At 66.7% G+C, this 15,025-nt stretch carries 16 protein-coding genes; 7 read left to right on the top strand and 9 right to left on the bottom strand.

Annotation, left to right across the window (positions count from 1 at the left end; all coding sequences use genetic code 11):
- Positions 1-344: hypothetical protein (locus GOARA_RS20385; RefSeq protein ID WP_007321567.1), on the bottom strand; the 344-nt coding region annotated here is incomplete at its 3' end.
- 98 nt (positions 345-442) lie between these two features.
- Between GOARA_RS20385 and GOARA_RS06645 the strand changes: the two genes are divergently transcribed.
- Positions 443-1,587, top strand: a protein-coding gene (locus tag GOARA_RS06645; protein ID WP_373277724.1) for an IS3 family transposase whose coding sequence is annotated in 2 segments (ribosomal slippage) — positions 443-710 and positions 710-1,587 — 1,146 coding nt in all. Because the reading frame shifts where the segments join, the coding sequence is not laid out codon by codon here.
- An 86-nt stretch (positions 1,588-1,673) separates the two neighbouring features.
- Here the strand turns inward: GOARA_RS06645 and dmpG are convergent.
- Genes dmpG through GOARA_RS06630 form a run of 3 tightly spaced genes read right to left on the bottom strand, consistent with a single transcriptional unit; the run spans position 1,674 to position 4,497 of the window.
- Positions 1,674-2,738 carry a 4-hydroxy-2-oxovalerate aldolase gene (gene dmpG, locus GOARA_RS06640; protein ID WP_007321565.1) on the bottom strand — a complete coding sequence of 355 codons (1,065 nt, stop codon included), beginning with the start codon at positions 2,736-2,738 and terminating at the stop codon, positions 1,674-1,676.
- A gap of 8 nt (positions 2,739-2,746) precedes the next feature.
- Positions 2,747-3,664, bottom strand: coding sequence for an acetaldehyde dehydrogenase (acetylating) (locus GOARA_RS06635; RefSeq protein WP_007321564.1), 918 nt, complete (start codon positions 3,662-3,664; stop codon positions 2,747-2,749).
- A gap of 44 nt (positions 3,665-3,708) precedes the next feature.
- Positions 3,709-4,497, bottom strand: coding sequence for a 2-keto-4-pentenoate hydratase (locus tag GOARA_RS06630; RefSeq protein ID WP_007321563.1), 789 nt, complete (start codon positions 4,495-4,497; stop codon positions 3,709-3,711).
- A gap of 178 nt (positions 4,498-4,675) precedes the next feature.
- Between GOARA_RS06630 and kstD the strand changes: the two genes are divergently transcribed.
- Genes kstD through GOARA_RS06615 form a run of 3 tightly spaced genes read left to right on the top strand, consistent with a single transcriptional unit; the run spans position 4,676 to position 7,791 of the window.
- Positions 4,676-6,445, top strand: coding sequence for a 3-oxosteroid 1-dehydrogenase (gene kstD / locus GOARA_RS06625; RefSeq protein ID WP_007321562.1), 1,770 nt, complete (start codon positions 4,676-4,678; stop codon positions 6,443-6,445).
- The gene (gene chsH3, locus GOARA_RS06620; RefSeq protein ID WP_007321561.1) at positions 6,445-7,308 is read left to right on the top strand and encodes an enoyl-CoA hydratase ChsH3; all 864 of its coding nucleotides are present in this window, start codon (positions 6,445-6,447) and stop codon (positions 7,306-7,308) included. The genes kstD and chsH3 overlap by 1 nt, the downstream gene beginning before the upstream one ends.
- A 54-nt stretch (positions 7,309-7,362) precedes the next feature.
- On the top strand, positions 7,363-7,791 hold the full coding sequence (locus tag GOARA_RS06615) for a DUF6918 family protein (protein WP_007321560.1): 429 nt from the start codon (positions 7,363-7,365) through the stop codon (positions 7,789-7,791).
- Positions 7,792-7,800: 9 nt separating this feature from the next.
- On the opposite strand, the gene GOARA_RS20740 is transcribed toward GOARA_RS06615, so the two are convergent.
- Positions 7,801-7,926, bottom strand: a complete 126-nt coding sequence (locus GOARA_RS20740) for a hypothetical protein (RefSeq protein WP_280985230.1) — start codon at positions 7,924-7,926, stop codon at positions 7,801-7,803.
- A gap of 156 nt (positions 7,927-8,082) precedes the next feature.
- Here GOARA_RS20740 and GOARA_RS06605 point away from each other — a divergent pair, with 156 nt between their 5' ends.
- On the top strand, positions 8,083-9,735 hold the full coding sequence (locus GOARA_RS06605) for an MFS transporter (protein WP_007321558.1): 1,653 nt from the start codon (positions 8,083-8,085) through the stop codon (positions 9,733-9,735).
- Between the two features lie 19 nt (positions 9,736-9,754).
- Here GOARA_RS06605 and GOARA_RS06600 read toward each other — a convergent pair whose 3' ends face one another.
- Positions 9,755-10,201: a hypothetical protein gene (locus GOARA_RS06600; protein ID WP_007321557.1), complete on the bottom strand. Its 447-nt coding sequence runs from the start codon at positions 10,199-10,201 to the stop codon at positions 9,755-9,757.
- A 357-nt stretch (positions 10,202-10,558) separates the two neighbouring features.
- Between GOARA_RS06600 and erm the strand changes: the two genes are divergently transcribed.
- Both erm and GOARA_RS06590 read left to right on the top strand, forming a co-directional pair.
- A complete protein-coding gene (gene erm / locus GOARA_RS06595) occupies positions 10,559-11,329 on the top strand; it encodes a 23S ribosomal RNA methyltransferase Erm (RefSeq protein WP_007321556.1) in 771 nt (256 codons plus the stop codon).
- A 58-nt stretch (positions 11,330-11,387) separates the two neighbouring features.
- On the top strand, positions 11,388-11,819 hold the full coding sequence (locus tag GOARA_RS06590; RefSeq protein ID WP_007321555.1) for a DUF1761 domain-containing protein: 432 nt from the start codon (positions 11,388-11,390) through the stop codon (positions 11,817-11,819).
- An 18-nt stretch (positions 11,820-11,837) separates the two neighbouring features.
- Here GOARA_RS06590 and GOARA_RS06585 read toward each other — a convergent pair whose 3' ends face one another.
- Genes GOARA_RS06585 through GOARA_RS06575 form a run of 3 tightly spaced genes read right to left on the bottom strand, consistent with a single transcriptional unit; the run spans position 11,838 to position 14,908 of the window.
- Positions 11,838-12,098: a hypothetical protein gene (locus tag GOARA_RS06585; RefSeq protein WP_007321554.1), complete on the bottom strand. Its 261-nt coding sequence runs from the start codon at positions 12,096-12,098 to the stop codon at positions 11,838-11,840.
- Complete coding sequence (locus GOARA_RS06580) at positions 12,095-13,267, bottom strand: DUF5005 domain-containing protein (protein WP_138947578.1); 1,173 nt, start codon at positions 13,265-13,267, stop codon at positions 12,095-12,097. Before GOARA_RS06580 ends, GOARA_RS06585 begins: the two co-directional genes overlap by 4 nt.
- An 18-nt stretch (positions 13,268-13,285) precedes the next feature.
- Positions 13,286-14,908, bottom strand: coding sequence for an AMP-binding protein (locus GOARA_RS06575; protein WP_007321552.1), 1,623 nt, complete (start codon positions 14,906-14,908; stop codon positions 13,286-13,288).
- Positions 14,909-15,025: the final 117 nt, after the last annotated feature.

Here is a 15,025-nt window from a genome sequence, read left to right as displayed (position 1 = left end):
TTAAATTCCCCCATATTATTCTCGTCACTCAAGTAATGCCCGAAAGCGTTCGCCGACTCGCGCGACTGACTCGCAATGAAGGAGTTCGGGGAATTTGCTCCATCTTTCATGGCCCGTATTAGATCGTCTATCCCGGTCCGCTCTCCGCCCCATGCATGAGCGAGCAATCCTCGGAGGTGGTTCTGCGTTTTCATCTCCTCCCCGTTCTTGAGCTTCACCACGTCCTCGAACTTATTTCCATCTTCGCATGTGACATCCATGCGTTCATGGCCGGTCATGAAGTCGTGAATGGCAACCGCATCCCCCGATATTGCCCCATCACCTGATATCTCTGAAAGCGTCAAGGAGATCGAGCGATCTTGGCGTGTCCCCCGTGAACCGGTCCAGGTTGTTTTAGAGTCCTGATTGCCCTGATGAGGGCAGAGAAGGGACGATGAAGAACATGGCAGGACGCAAGCGTCACTCGGCTGAGGACATCGTGCGCAAGCTGCGCCGGGCCGACGAGCTGGCCGCCGAGGGTAAGACCGGTGAGGAGATCGCCGCCGATCTCGAGGTGTCGGCGGCCACTCTCTACAACTGGCGCCGCCAGTACGGCGGCATGGACGGCGACGCCGCCAAGGAACTCAAGGAACTGCGCGAGCAGAACAGCCGGCTCAAACGCCTGCTCGCCGACGCTGAACTGGAGAAGGACGCGCTGCGGGAGATCGCCAAGGGAAAATTCTGAGCCCAACCGCCAAACGCGCCGCCATCGACATGCTCAAAGACGTCAAGAAAATGTCAGAGCGCATGGCGTGCCGGGTTGTTGGGCTTTCCCGATCCGCGTATCGACGCCTGCCGCAGGCGCAGACACCGGCCGATCCCGACGCCGCACTGCGCGAGCAGCTGCGTGTCTATGCCCGCAAGAATCCGCGGCACGGGTTCCGCCGGGCGTGGGCGCACCTGCGCTTCGACGATGGCATCGAGATCAACAAGAAGAAGGTGCACCGGCTGTGGAAAGAGGAAGGGTTGCAGGTTCGCCGTGCGCCGCGGCGGAAACGAGCGGGCCAGTCATCGGTGCCGATTGTCGTTGCGGATGCGCCGAAAGTGGTGTGGGCATTGGACTTTCAGTTCGATTCCACCATGGATGGGAAGAAGGTCAAGATCGCGTCCATGGTTGACGAACACACCCGGATGTCGTTGCTGAACATCGTGGACCGCTCGATTCCGGCTGAGCGGTTGATCGAGGAGTTGGAGAAGACGTTCGCGATCTGGGATGGCCCGCCGATAGTGCTGCGTATGGACAACGGCCCTGAGTTCATCTCAGAGGCCCTGCGGGAGTTCTGTGCAGGGCCGGTGGGGATCTCCTACATTCCGCCCGGCACACCGTGGAACAACGGGTACATCGAGTCGTTCAACAACCGGCTGCGCGACGAGTGCTTGAACCGCAATTGCTGGCCCACACTGCTCGAGGCCCGTGTGGTCATCGGCGACTTCAAAGACGACCACAACCACCGACACCGGCACTCGGCGCTGGGCTACCGAACCCCGGCCGAGTACGCTGCCGGATGCACCCACAGACACCACCCCGTGGGCTGCGAGATCGACTGACCGACAGCAACAAGGAACTGGCTCTAGAACGGCCTGGACCGGCTATCGGGGACCTGCCACTGCGATACGAGACCGGAGACAGACCACTACACGCCCGCGTTCGCGTCTTGCTTCTTCTTCAGTTCGAGGGCGATGTCGATGAGTTGGTCTTCCTGACCGCCGACCAGCTTGCGGTTGCCCGCCTCGATGAGGATGTCGGCCGCGGAGACGCCGTACTTCTCGGCATGCCCTTCGGCGTGCTTGAGGAAGGAGCTGTAGCAGCCGGCGTAGCCCATCATCATGGCCGGGCGGTCGACCAGGCATTCGCTGGGCATGGCCGGGCGGACGACGTCCTGCGCGGCGTCGGCGATCTTCATGAAGTCGACGCCAGTCTTGATGCCGAGCTTGTCGCACACGCCGACGAAAGCCTCGGTCGGCGTGTTGCCCGCGCCCGCGCCGAAGCGGCGGATCGAGCCGTCGATCTGCTGGGCACCGGCGCGGATGGCAAGCACCGAATTGGCGACCGCGACGTCGAGGTTCTCGTGACCGTGGAAGCCTACCTGCGCGTCGTCACCCAACTCGGCGACCAGGGCGGACACCCGGTCGGCGACCTGCTCCAGCACCATCGCGCCCGCCGAGTCGACGACGTACACGCATTGGCATCCGGCGTCGGCCATGATGCGCGCCTGCTTGGCCAGCACCTCCGGCGGCTGGCTGTGGCTCATCATCAAGAACCCGACGGTCTCCAGGCCGAGCTCGCGCGCCAGCCCGAAGTGCTGGATCGACACGTCGGCCTCGGTGCAGTGCGTCGCGATGCGGCAGATCTGCCCGCCGTTGTCGCGCGCCTCGATGATGTCGTCCTTGATCCCGAGCCCGGGGAGCATGAGAAACGCGATCTTCGCCCGCTTCGCCGTCTCGGCCGCGGCCTTGATCAGCTGCTGCTCCGGCGTCTTGGAGAACCCGTAGTTGAACGACGATCCGCCCAGACCGTCGCCGTGGGTCACCTCGATCACCGGCACACCGGCATCGTCGAGGGCGCCGACGATGTCGCGCACCTCCTGCTCGGTGAACTGGTGGCGCTTGTGGTGGGACCCGTCGCGCAACGACGAATCGGTGATGCGGATGTCGAGGTCGGCGGAGTAGGGCCGTGCGTTGGCCGTCAAGTCGCTCATGGTTTCCCTCACTTCCCAGCCGTCGCGGTGGCGGCCAGCTTGGACTTGGCGATCTCCTCGCCCACCTTGGTGGCCGCGGCGGTCATGATGTCGAGGTTCCCGGCATACGGCGGCAGGAAGTCGCCCGCGCCTTCGACCTCGACGAAGATCGAGACGCGCGCGTGGCCTCCGTTGATGACGCTCGGCGGGTCGAACTGCGGGTCCTGCAGCAAGCGGTAGCCGGGCACGTATTCCTGAATGTCCTTCTCACGCCGATGGATCGCCTCGGCGATCGCATCGGTGTCGGCATCGGCGGGGATCGCGCAGAAGATGGTGTCGCGCATGATCATCGGCGGGTCGGCGGGGTTCAGGATGATGATCGCCTTGCCGCGATCGGCGCCGCCGATCGTCTCGATGCCGCGCGAGGTCGTCTTGGTGAACTCGTCGATGTTGGCACGGGTACCGGGTCCGGCGGACTCGCTCGACACCGATGCGACGATCTCCGCGTAGGGCACCGGCACCACCGACGACACGGCGTGCACCATCGGGATCGTCGCCTGTCCGCCGCAGGTGATCATGTTGGTGTTGGGCGCGTCGAGGTGCTCGCGCAGGTTCGCCGGCGGCACGACGGCCGGTCCGACGGCGGCCGGCGTGAGGTCGACGGCGGTGATGCCGGCGGCCGCGTACTTCGGTGCGTACTCGCGGTGCACGTAGGCACTCGTCGCCTCGAAGATCAGGTCCGGCTTCTCGGCGGACGCCAGCAGTTCGTCGGCACCGCCGCTCATCGTGATGAGTCCGTGGTCGGCGGCACGTTTCATGCCCTCGGAGTCGGCGTCGATCCCGACCATCCATCGCGGTTCGATGACCGCCGATCGTTCGAGCTTGTACATCAGGTCGGTGCCGATGTTGCCCGAGCCGATGATCGCCGCACTCAGCTTGGCGCTCATGTGAGCCTCCTTCTCTTGGGCTGAAAGTCGTTGTCGTGCAGGTATTAGGTGAAATCGAGCGTGACGCTGCCGAGACCGTCGAACTCGGCGACGAAGTGGTCGCCGCTGCCGATATCGATCGCGCGGGTGGCGGTGCCCGGCAGGATGACGTCCCCCTTGCGCAGCCGTACGCCGAACGACGACACCTTGTTCGCCAGCCAGGAGACCGCGTTGAGCGGATGGCCGAGCACGGCCGACGAGTTGCCTTTCGCGACGACCTCGCCGTTGCGCGTCAGGGTCGCGTCGATGTTCCCCGTGTCGATGTCGCCGATGGCCACCCGCTGCTGGCCGAGGATCCAGCCGCACGACGACGCGTTGTCGGCGATCGTGTCCGGCAGGGTGATCTTCCAGTCTTTGATCCGCGAGTCGATCAGCTCGATCGACGGCACGACCCATTCGATCGCCGTGATGACGTCCTCGTTCGTGCAGCCCTCGCCGGGCAGATCGTCCCCGAGGATGAAGCCGACCTCCACCTCGACGCGCGGGAAGCACAGCGCGGAGAAGTCGATCGGCTTGCTCTCGAAGTACTGCATGTCGTCGAGCAGGTGCCCGTAGTCGGGCTCGTCGACGTTCATCATCTTCTGCATGGCTTCCGACGCCAGGCCGACCTTGTGGCCGGCGACGGCGGCACCGTTCGCCAGACGTCGCCGGATGTTGATGAGCTGGATCTCGTAGGCGTCGACGACGTCGAGTTCGGGGTGCGCGGTGGTGGGCGGGTCGATGGCGACCGCGGTCTCCTCCGCCCGAGCCAGGTCAGCGGCGATCTGGGTCCGCAGCGCGTCCGGCACGGCCATTGACTCTCCTCACGAGGATCAGCGAACTGGTTACTGTTTTCTCACCCGGACCGGCCTTCGCATAGCTGTCTAGCTGCTATAGCCCGTCGCCAGACCAATACTATAACGTGTTCTAATTATTGGGTAGATTGAGTGGGACAGACGGCCTGGCCAGACCAGTGCCGCGGAGAGGACCGATATGACCACGCCCGAAGAGTTCGACGCCGGCGCCGGGAGCGCCAGCGAGCGGGCCGAGTTCGATGTCGTCGTCGTCGGCGCGGGAGCCGCGGGCCTGAGTGCCGCGCTCACCGCCGCGACCCAGGGACTCAAGACCGTCCTGATCGAGAAGTCGCCGTACTGGGGCGGCTCGACGTCGCGCTCGGGAGGTGGCGTGTGGATCCCTAACAACTCCGTACTGAAGCGCGACGGCGTCGACGACTCGGTCGAGAAGGCGCGCGAGTACGTGCACGCCATCATCGGCGAGCACGCGCCCGCGGCGAAGATCGACGCGTACATCGACCGCGGTCCCGAGGCCCTCGACTATCTGATGGCCCACGCTCCGCTCGAACTCGAATGGGTCAAGAACTACTCCGACTACTACCCGGAGGCGCCCGGTGGACGCCTGGCCGGACGTTCGATCGAGCCCAAGCCGTTCGACGCCCGTCGTCTCGGCGATCACCTGAAGAACCTGCACCCGCAGTACACCAAGGCGCCGCTGAACATGGTCGTGCTGCAGAGCGACTACAAGTGGCTCAACGTCGGCATGCGCCACCCGCGCGGCATCGCGAAGATGGCGAAGGTGGCGGCGCGCTTCAGCTGGGCGAAGTCGCGCAACAAGAAACTCATCGCCATGGGCGCGGCACTCGCCGCCGAGCTCTACCTGGGTGTGCTGGAGGCCGGCGTCGACGTGCGGTTCGAGACACCGCTCGTCGACCTCGTCACCGACGACAACGGCGCGGTCACCGGCGTCGTCGTCGAACACGACGGCCAGCGGCAGGAGCTGAGCGCGCGCCACGGGGTGATTCTCGGTTCGGGCGGCTTCGAGAAGAACGCGGAGATGCGCGCCAAGTACCAGCGCGCACCGATCGGCACCGAGTGGACCACCGGGTCGGCGTCGAACACCGGCGACGGGATCGTCGCGGGGCAGAATGCCGGCGCCGACGTTGCCCTCATGGACGACGCGTGGTGGGGGCCGACGATCCCGCTGCCCAAGGGACCGTGGTTCGCGCTGTCGGAGCGCTCGGTGCCCGGGACGTTCATCGTCAACGAGCGCGGCGAACGATTCATGAACGAGTCGCTCCCCTATGTCGAGGCCGTCCACCAGATGTACGGCGGCGAGTTCGGCCAGGGCGACGGTCCGGGCGAGAACGTCCCGGCCTGGATGATCATGGACACCCGCTGTCGCAACCGCTACGTGTTCGCCGGCGTCACCGCACGACAGCCGCTGCCGAAGAAGTGGCTCGAATCCGGCGTGATCGTCAAGGCGAGCACCCTCGCCGAGCTGGCCGAGAAGACCGGGCTGCCCGCCGACAAGCTCGAGGCCACGACCGCCCGTTTCAACGGATTCGCCAAGGCCGGCGTCGACGAGGACTTCCACCGGGGTCGCAGCGGCTACGACCACTACTACGGCGATCCCACCAACAAGCCGAACCCGAGCCTGGGCCCGGTCGACAAGCCGCCGTTCTACGCCGTCAAGATGGTGCCCGGCGACCTGGGCACCAAGGGCGGCATCGTCACCGACGAGCACGGCAGGGCCCTGCGGCCCGACGGGTCGGTCATCGAGGGCCTCTACGCCGCGGGCAACACGAGCGCACCGGTCATGGGTCACACCTACGCGGGGCCGGGCGCCACGATCGGCCCGGCGATGGTCTTCGGCTACCTCGCCGCGCTCGACGCGAAGGCGAAGGCCGATGCCGAGTCCGCGTCGACCGATGCGTCCACGTTCGCTCCGATCGATCGGGGGAACTGATGCCGATCGATCCCGCCGTCGCGCTCGGTGCCGAGCTGCCCGAGACGACCTTCTCCTGGACCGCCTCCGACGTCGCGCTGTACCACCTCGCGGTGGGTGCCGCCGCCGACCCGATGGACACCGCCGGTCTGGCCTACGTCGACGACGTGGCGCCGAAAGTGTTGCCGACCTTCGCGACGGTCGCCGCGAGCTTCCACGCCACCGAACCGCCGAAGGTCGTGTTCCCCGGCATCGACATCGACCTCGCAAAGGTCGTGCACGGCAGCCAGCAGGTCACCGCGCATCGGCCGCTGCCGCCGTCGGGCACGGCGACCACGCGCACCCGCATCGCCGAGCTGCAGGACAAGGGGTCGGCCGCGGTGATCGTCCAGGAGTCGGTGACGGTCGACGAGGGCGGCGAAACCCTGTGGACCTCGCGGTCGTCGATCTTCGCCAAGGGCGAGGGCGGCTTCGGCGGCGAGCGCGGCGCGTCGGCGAAGGTCGAACTGCCCGACCGCGCGCCCGACCACCGCATCGAGGTCCCCACCCGGCCCAACCAGGCCCTGCTGTACCGCCTCTGCGGCGACCGCAACCCGCTGCACTCGGATCCCGCCTTCGCCAAGCGCGCCGGCTTCGACCGCCCCATCCTGCACGGACTGTGCTCCTACGGCTGCGTGGCGCGGGCCATTGTCGACGAGATCCTCGACGGCGACGTCACACAGCTGGCCGGCTACGGCGTGACGTTCGCGGGCATCGTGCTGCCCGGGGAGACGATCGTCGTCGACGCATGGGAAGCCGACGGGCGCATCGTCGGCCGTGCGACGGTCGCCGAGCGCGACGGGGCGATGGCGCTCGCCGGAATCAGCGTCGATCGGGCTCGCTAAGCTGACCGGGCGCCGCGAATCGCGGCCGGTTCGACCCACTACTTAGGAGCCTTCGTGAGCGATTCCCTGTCCCAGACCCTGTCCGGCAACCGCGACCAGGTCGTCGCCGATCTCGTCGGCGTGATCGACGCCGAGGTCGCCGACCAGTCGGGACTGTCGGGCGCCGCGGTGAAGGCCGCCTACGCCGCCGCGCAGAAGGTCAAGCCGAATGTCGTGCAGAACGCGACCAACGCGATGCTCGACGACTTCCTCGGCGCGTTGTCGCCGCTGTGGGCCAGCAAGCCGGACGGGACGGGCTTCGGCGCTCACCTGGCCGCGAACGGTGACCAGGCGGCGGAGGCCCTGCTGGCGGTGACCGACGCAGAGGCGTCAAACGCGAAGCCGGCACTGGCCAAGGCCTACAACTCGCTGCGCGGCAAGGCCAAAGGATACGTCATCGCCGCGCTTCCCCGCGTCGGAGACGCGATCGAGCGCAACGCTTAGTCGCGCTGGTCAGACTGCGGAGATGGTGATGACGACAAGCCCGACGACGACGGCGACCAGCGCCGACAGCATCGAGAGCACGCGCCACATCCGCACTCGGACCGCATCGGAGTCAGTGACCTGGGTGGTAGCCATGATCTCCCACTTTCCTTCGTCCTGGCTTCCGGGCAATCGGAGCGCCGACCAGGAACTTGTTGCTCCAGTGACTAATGTGACACAAATCATGTCCAGGATCTCGAACTTGGCGGTCGTGTCGCGAATTGCCCGAAACGTTACCGGGGAAGGCACGGTATGAAGCACGAAACTGTCGAAGGCGATTTCGACGACGCCGAATCCGGAATCGGGATCGAGGCCACCGACGACGAGCCGATGGGCTGGCGGGGCATCTGGCTCGTCGTCATGGTGTGTGCGGCGGTCAGCATGGTGGTCGCGGCGATGGCCGCGCTCAACACCGCGCTGCAGGCGATCGCCGAGGACCCCGACATCGCGGCCAACGCGTCGGAGCAGACGTGGATCATCGACGGCTACACGCTGATGCTCGCCGCACTGCTCCTCCCCGCAGGGGCGATCGGCGACCGCCTGGGGCGCCGCGGTGTGATGATCGGCGGGCTCATCGTCTTCGGCATCGCCTCGCTGCTGGGCGTCTTCGCGACCAGCGCCGTCGAGTTGATCGCGACCCGCGCCCTCGCCGGTGTGGCCGCCGCCTTCATCATGCCGACGACGCTGTCGCTGATCACCTCCAACGTGCCCGTCGCCAAACGACCACTGGCCATCAGCATCTGGTCGGCGGTCGCCGGTGTCGGTGCGATCGCCGGATTCTTCGTCACCGGGCTCCTGCTGAAGTTCTTCGGCGAGGACAACTGGCGGTCGATTCTGGTGACCTTCGCCGTTTCCGCCGCCGTCACCGCCGTGCTCTGCCTGACGATCGGAACCTCGAAAGATCCCGATCCGGACCGCTTCGACTGGTTGGGGTCGATCACCTCGGTCCTCGCGATCTTCCTGATCGTCTTCGCCTTGCTGGAGGCGCCGCGGTACGGCTGGACGAGTCCCCTGGTCCTCGGCTTCCTCATCGGCGGGGCAGCGCTGGCCGCACTGTTCTGCCTCATCGAGATGCGCATCGAGTTCCCGCTCCTCGACGTGCAGTTGTTCACCAACCGCGCGTTCAGCGCCGGATCGCTCTCGGTGGGGCTGCAGTTCTTCGCGTCGTTCGCCGTGTTCTTCCTGGTGCTGCAGCAGTTGCAGCTGATCTTCGGATATACGGCCCTCGCGTCGGCGGTGGCGCTGTTCCCGCTGATCATCGGTGTCGGAATCTTCTCGCTGATCGGAAACTGGCTGGCGGTTCGCTACCACTCGCTGCGCTTCGTCCTCTCGGTCGGCGTCTTCCTCGCCGGTCTCGGGATCCTGCTCATGGGCGTGATCCACTACACCGAGTACTGGATGCTGGCCGTCTTCCTGTCGATCGCCGCGGTGGGCATCGGCCTGGCCACGGCCCCGTCGACGACGGCGATCATGCAGAACACCCCGCTCGACGATCAGGGCGTCGGCTCTGCCGTCAACGACACCGCCCGCGAACTCGGCGCCGCAATCGGTATCGCGCTGGCCGGCTCGATCCTCGCCGCCGGGTACAGCCACCGCATCGGCGCGACGGCCGACGCCGCTCAGCAGGTGCTAAGCAACCCGGCGCTGGGCGGTGATCCGGCCAAGGGGGCCCAAGCCGCGGACGGCATTCGCAACTCGCTCGCGGGAGCGTCGCAGGTCGTCGACAAGCTCCCGCCGCAGGCCGGCGATCTGGGACGCCAGATCACCGAGGGTGCGCAGGCCGCGTTCACCGAGCCGATGCACACCTCGTTCGTGATCCTCGGTGCCGTACTGATCGTCGGGTCGGCCGTGCTCGGCTGGCTCGCCCCGCGCCGGATGGTTCCGCTCGCGAAGCCGAGCGACTAGCGGGTCGGCACCTCTCCCGTCAGTCGGCCAGGAGCACGGTGAGCAGATAGGACAAGGAGTCGGTCTCACCGTTGTCGACGCGCTTGAAGGCCTTACCGATCGGATTGGCCACATTGCCACGCGGACCGGTGACGGCCATCAGTCCACCGTGGACGTTCTCGTCGATGGTCCACCGGTACCCGTGGTTTCGCACGAGGACCTCGCCGAAGTAGCAGCCGGCCGCGAATACCGATTCAGCCACACGATCGGAACCAGGCTCGCTCCAGTCGCCGAGCCATCCGTCGATCCAATTCAATGACGCGTCCGAGTAATCGAGTTGGACATCCTCTATATCGCGGACTTTGGTGACGAATAGGGCTGCGTGGTCAGCACCATGCTCCGGCGCGGGCGGATACTGCAGGCGCAGCGGTCGGCCGGTCCAGGGCGTGCCGAGTGGCGGCTCAGTGTCCTCGTTCTGCTCGTCCATTGCTCAATCCCTCCCTGACACCGCAGCGCCGCGATTCACGCCGGTAACGATGACCATGGGCTCCAGCTAACCACGCCGGGCTTGCGGCCGGTGACCGTGACCACGCCGAATATCGCTCGCGGCCAACGCTTCCCCGTTGCTAAGGTCGGGGCATGGCAGTGACATTGATCGGTGCGTCCACGGTGACGCACACGCTCGCGATCCGGTACCGCAGCGCCTGACGGCGCGCACCGGCTTTCGTCAGCTACCGCGCGTCGACCGTCCGAGACCCTTTGTGCGCCTCGGAACGGCGATCTCTGCGCACCTACCCGCACGCCCGTTTCGGGGCGCTCCACTCGACTCAGTTGGAGCGCACCCATGCCTCGTTCTGCCCATGGCGGCCGACACGAACTCGGCCAGAACTTCCTCAACCACCGGCCCACCATCGACCGAATCGTGTCGCTCGTCAGCGGCACCGACGGCCCGATCCTCGAGATCGGCGCCGGCGACGGTGCCCTCACACGGCCAATCGCCGAACTGCGGCGCCCGGTGGTGGCCATCGATCTCGACGAACATCGAGTCCGGCGCCTGCGCCGCAAGCTGCCCGACGTCCGGATCGAGCACGCCGACGCACTCGCCTACCCGTTTGACCACCCCGTGGTGGTCGGCAATATTCCGTTCCATCTCACGACGCCGATTCTGCGTCGGCTACTCGCCACCGGTACCTGGCGGCACGCCATACTCCTCACCCAGTGGGAGGTGGCCCGAAAGAGGGCCGGGGTCGGCGGTCGTACGATGCTCACCGCACAGGCGGCTCCGTGGTTCACTTTCGCGCTGCACGGCCGAATTCCCGCGCGGCACTTCACTCCGAGTCCCGGTGTGGACGGCGGAATCCTGAAGATCGTGCGCCGCGGCGAACCCCTTGTCCTGGTGCGCGAACGTGTGCACTACGAGAAGTTCGTCCGCGCGGTCTTCACCGGGCGCGGGTCCGGCTTTCCACGGATTCTTCAGCACGCGACCGGGCTATCCCGGGGCCAGGTGACCGGTCTGCTCGCCGCGTCAGACATCGATCCGAGGAGCCTGCCGCGCGACCTGACCGCCGAACAATGGTCCACGCTGTGGAGGTCGATGCGCGCATCGGGGCGATGATGCGGGCCGCGGCGCGAATACTCTCCCACTGTCGGTCGACGGGAGTAGCGTTTCCGCCATGGTTCCCGAAATCAACTATTGGGCAGTGCTGCTAGCGACGCTGTCGAGCATGGTGATCGGCTCGATCTGGTACACGCCGAAGGTGTTCGGCAACCGTTGGATGGAGTTGGCGAAAGTCTCCGAGCCAGACTCGACGGCCAGTGCCGTCCGCCCGATTCTCGTTTCGATCCTGATGGCCTTCGTCACCGCGTGGGTGCTGGCCGGAGCGGCGACGATCGCGTGGGACTACCAGAAGGGATCGTTCTTCTGGACCGCGCTGCTCACCGCGGCCGTCCTCTGGGCAGGCTTCACCGCCGCACGCGTGATCACTCACGACTCGTTCGAAGGGCGCCCGCTCGGACTGACGACGCTGACTCTCGCCTACGAGGCGACCGCCATCGCCGCCATGGCCGTCATCATCGGCGTTTGGCCACCCGCCGGGATCGGCTGACTCGCGCGCCGTCGCGCGTCAGCGCCGCGGCACCAGCGTGTTGCGTCCGACGACCTTGCCGCGCTGGATGACCGGACCCTCGTAGCGTTCCCGCGCCTTGCGGTTGAGGACGAAGGTCGTATCCCTGAGCTTGACGTACCCGCCGGTCGACGTCGGGGTGATCGTGAAGACCACCGGTCCGGACGGGCTGTGCGACACCAGCTTGTTGCCGCGAACCGTCGCGGGCTGCGAGACCGGTACACGGTGTGCCGACCATCCGCCGCGGCGGCGAATCCTCATCGACAGACGGGCCGGTCGGGAGTGTCGTCGCCCTGACCGTCGAGCGTGACGGTGATGAATCGCGGCCGGTAGATCGTCGTATCGCGATAGACGTCGCCGCCGACGGAGGTGTCGACGCTGTTCACGTTGTAGGAGATGACCACTTCCCCCGACGTGGAGAACTCAGGGTGGGCATGCGCGTTGTAGGTGTACACGTCGGGGTCGCGGTAGCTGCCGGCCGCGCCCGTCTCCGGAGTGCGGTAGAACAGTCGCGGGGTGCCGAACGGGCCGGTCGGCGACGATCCGTAGCGGCCGACGATACGGTCGGACAGTCCCGGTCCGCCTTCGGTGGTGACGAGCAGATAGACGCCGTCGCGTACCCGGTGAACCGACAGCTCCGCGGAGACGCCATGCGCGATCGGCGTCGACGTGCCCCGGCCGTTCGGGTCGGCCGGGCGCCACGTGCTTCCGTCGAAGAAGGCCAGCGGCGCTCGCAGGTCGGAACCGGCCACACGCGCGACGTGCAACTTCTTGTCCGCCCCTGCGCCCTCGACACCGTAGAGGTAAGTGTGGTCCTGCGCCGGCGCGACCCATTGCCCCCACTGAATGTTGCGGGTGTCGCGCAAGGGCGTGACCGACGTAGGCCGCGATAGGTCGTCCGGGTCGAAGCGGGCGACCGACGATCCGCCGAACTCCCAGTCGAACGGTCCGGGCCCGGCGGTCCGCCACTTGCCCAACGGCACCTGCAGCGCGCCGCCCAGGAAGGTCACCGCCCCCAGCCAGTACCACGCCCCCGGCTCGCTCGGCGCGAGCAATGACGCCGGTCCCGTCGGGCCACTACCGACCACGGTGCGCATCCCGCCCTGCGCGTCGCGCACCACGAACGAGTTGTGCACGAATGGAGCACTGCCCGGCCGTTCGCGTCCGGAGGCCGTCGAGAGAAAGGTGTCGGAGAAGGCGAACAGCTCGCGGTCGTCGGGCAGCGCCGTCGTCCACGTGGAGTCTCCCCCACTCCAGCCGTCACCCGCGCTGCCGTAACGGTCGAGGGCCGCGTTGAGGCAGCCGACCGGCTGTACCCGCACCACCGACGGCCACGCCGGGGTGACGGGCGACAGCGGTGCGACGGCCCACGGCACCGCCGTCAGCGCCACCACGATGACGATCACGACCCGCGGCCACCGCCTACCCATGGCGGTCAATGGTAGGGATCAGACGGCGACTGTCGTCTCCGCAGCCGATTTGGCCCACTTGTAGTCGGCTTTGCCGGCCGGGGTGCGCTTCACCTCGTCGACGAAGACGACCGTGCGCGGCACCTTGTAGCCGGCCAGCTCCTTGCGGCAATGCTCCTGCACATCCTCGAGCGACGGCTCGTCGTGGCCGTCGGCCACCTTGGCGACGGCGGCGACCCGCTGGCCGTACTTGGAGTCGGGCACCGGTACGACGAGGGCGTCGGCGATGGCCGGGTGACCGTGCAGGACGGCCTCAACCTCTTCGGCGTAGACCTTCTCGCCGCCGGTGTTGATGCACTGCGAGCCGCGGCCGAGGAACACGATGGACCCGTCCTCCTCGACGTAGCCCATGTCGCCGAGCACGGAGATGCGCGTGCCGTCGGCCATCACCGGGAAGGTGCGCGCCGTCTTCGCCTCGTCCTTGTAGTAGCCGAGGGGGATGTTGCCGATCCGCGCGATGTAGCCGACCTCCTTGGGCGTGGTGATCCGCTCGTTGCGCTCGTCGACGATCATCATGCGGTCGCTCGGCGGCACCTTGAGGTTGCCGTTCTCGTCCATCATGATCTCGCCGTCGTTGCCCGACTCGGACGCGCCGAAGTTGTCGCGCAGTAGCAGGCCCTCCTTGACGGCGAGCAGACGGTCGCGCACGTGCTGGCTCCAGATGGCTCCACCCGACGCGATCGAGAACAGCGACGACAGGTCGACCGAGTCTTTCTGCTTCTCCATCTCCTCGACGAGCGGCAGTCCCATCGCGTCGCCGACGATGAGGATGATCTGCGTCTGGTCGCGCTCGATGTTCTTCACGATCTGCTCGGCGTTGAAGTCGCGCTCCAGGATCAGGCGCCCGCCCAGCGAGAGGAAGGTGAACAGCGAGTACGACGCGGCGCCGTGCATGAGCGGTGCGGCGAGCAGGAAGGCGATCGACGGGAAGTCCTTGACCGCAGTCGCGATCTCCTCGTAGTCCTTGCGCGGATCCCCGTAGGGGTTTCCGCCGGAGATCGGCTTGCGGAAGAAGTCGTCGTGCTGCCACATGACGCCCTTGGGGTAGCCGGTCGTGCCGCCGGTGTAGAGCAGGTACAGCTCTTCGCCGGTGCGCGGCTCGAAGTCCCGTTCCGTCGGGTACTGCGGCACCTCGTCGAAGGAGGCGAGCGCGACCTCCCGCCCGTCGAGCGCCGATACGGCGTCGCGCAGTTCGTCGGTGATCTGCCCGACGACGAGCACGGCCCGCACCAGCGGGAGCTTGCCGATCAGACGGGCGACGCTCGCCTGATGCTCGGGAAGCTCGACGACGATCGCGGCCGAGTCGGAATTCTCGAAGATGTACTCCAGCTCGGCGTCGGTGTAGCGGTAGTTGACGTTGACCGGGACCGCGCGCAGCTTGATCGTCGCGAGCAGGCTCTGCACGTGCTCGGGACAGTTCTTCAGGAACAGCGCCACCTTGTCGTCGGCGCCGATTCCTTTCGCCGCGAAGAAGTGCGCCACCTGGTTGGCCTGCTGGTCCATCTCGGCGTATGTGGTCTGGTTGCCCTCGTAGCTGAGCACGATGCGGTCGGGGACCGAGTCGGCGACGGTCTCGAAGACGTCGGCGAGGTTGAACTTCATGATGCTGACTCCCTTGTCGATGGCTGTGTTGGTGGTGGGTGGACGATTGAGGACTAGGCGGTGAGAACGAGGCCGCTGGTCGGGACACCCGTACCGGCGGTGACGACGATCTTTTCC

The sequence above is a fragment of the Gordonia araii NBRC 100433 genome, from assembly GCF_000241265.1.
Taxonomy (GTDB): Bacteria; Actinomycetota; Actinomycetes; order Mycobacteriales; family Mycobacteriaceae; genus Gordonia; species Gordonia araii.
This window is presented reverse-complemented; position numbering and strand designations above follow the sequence as displayed.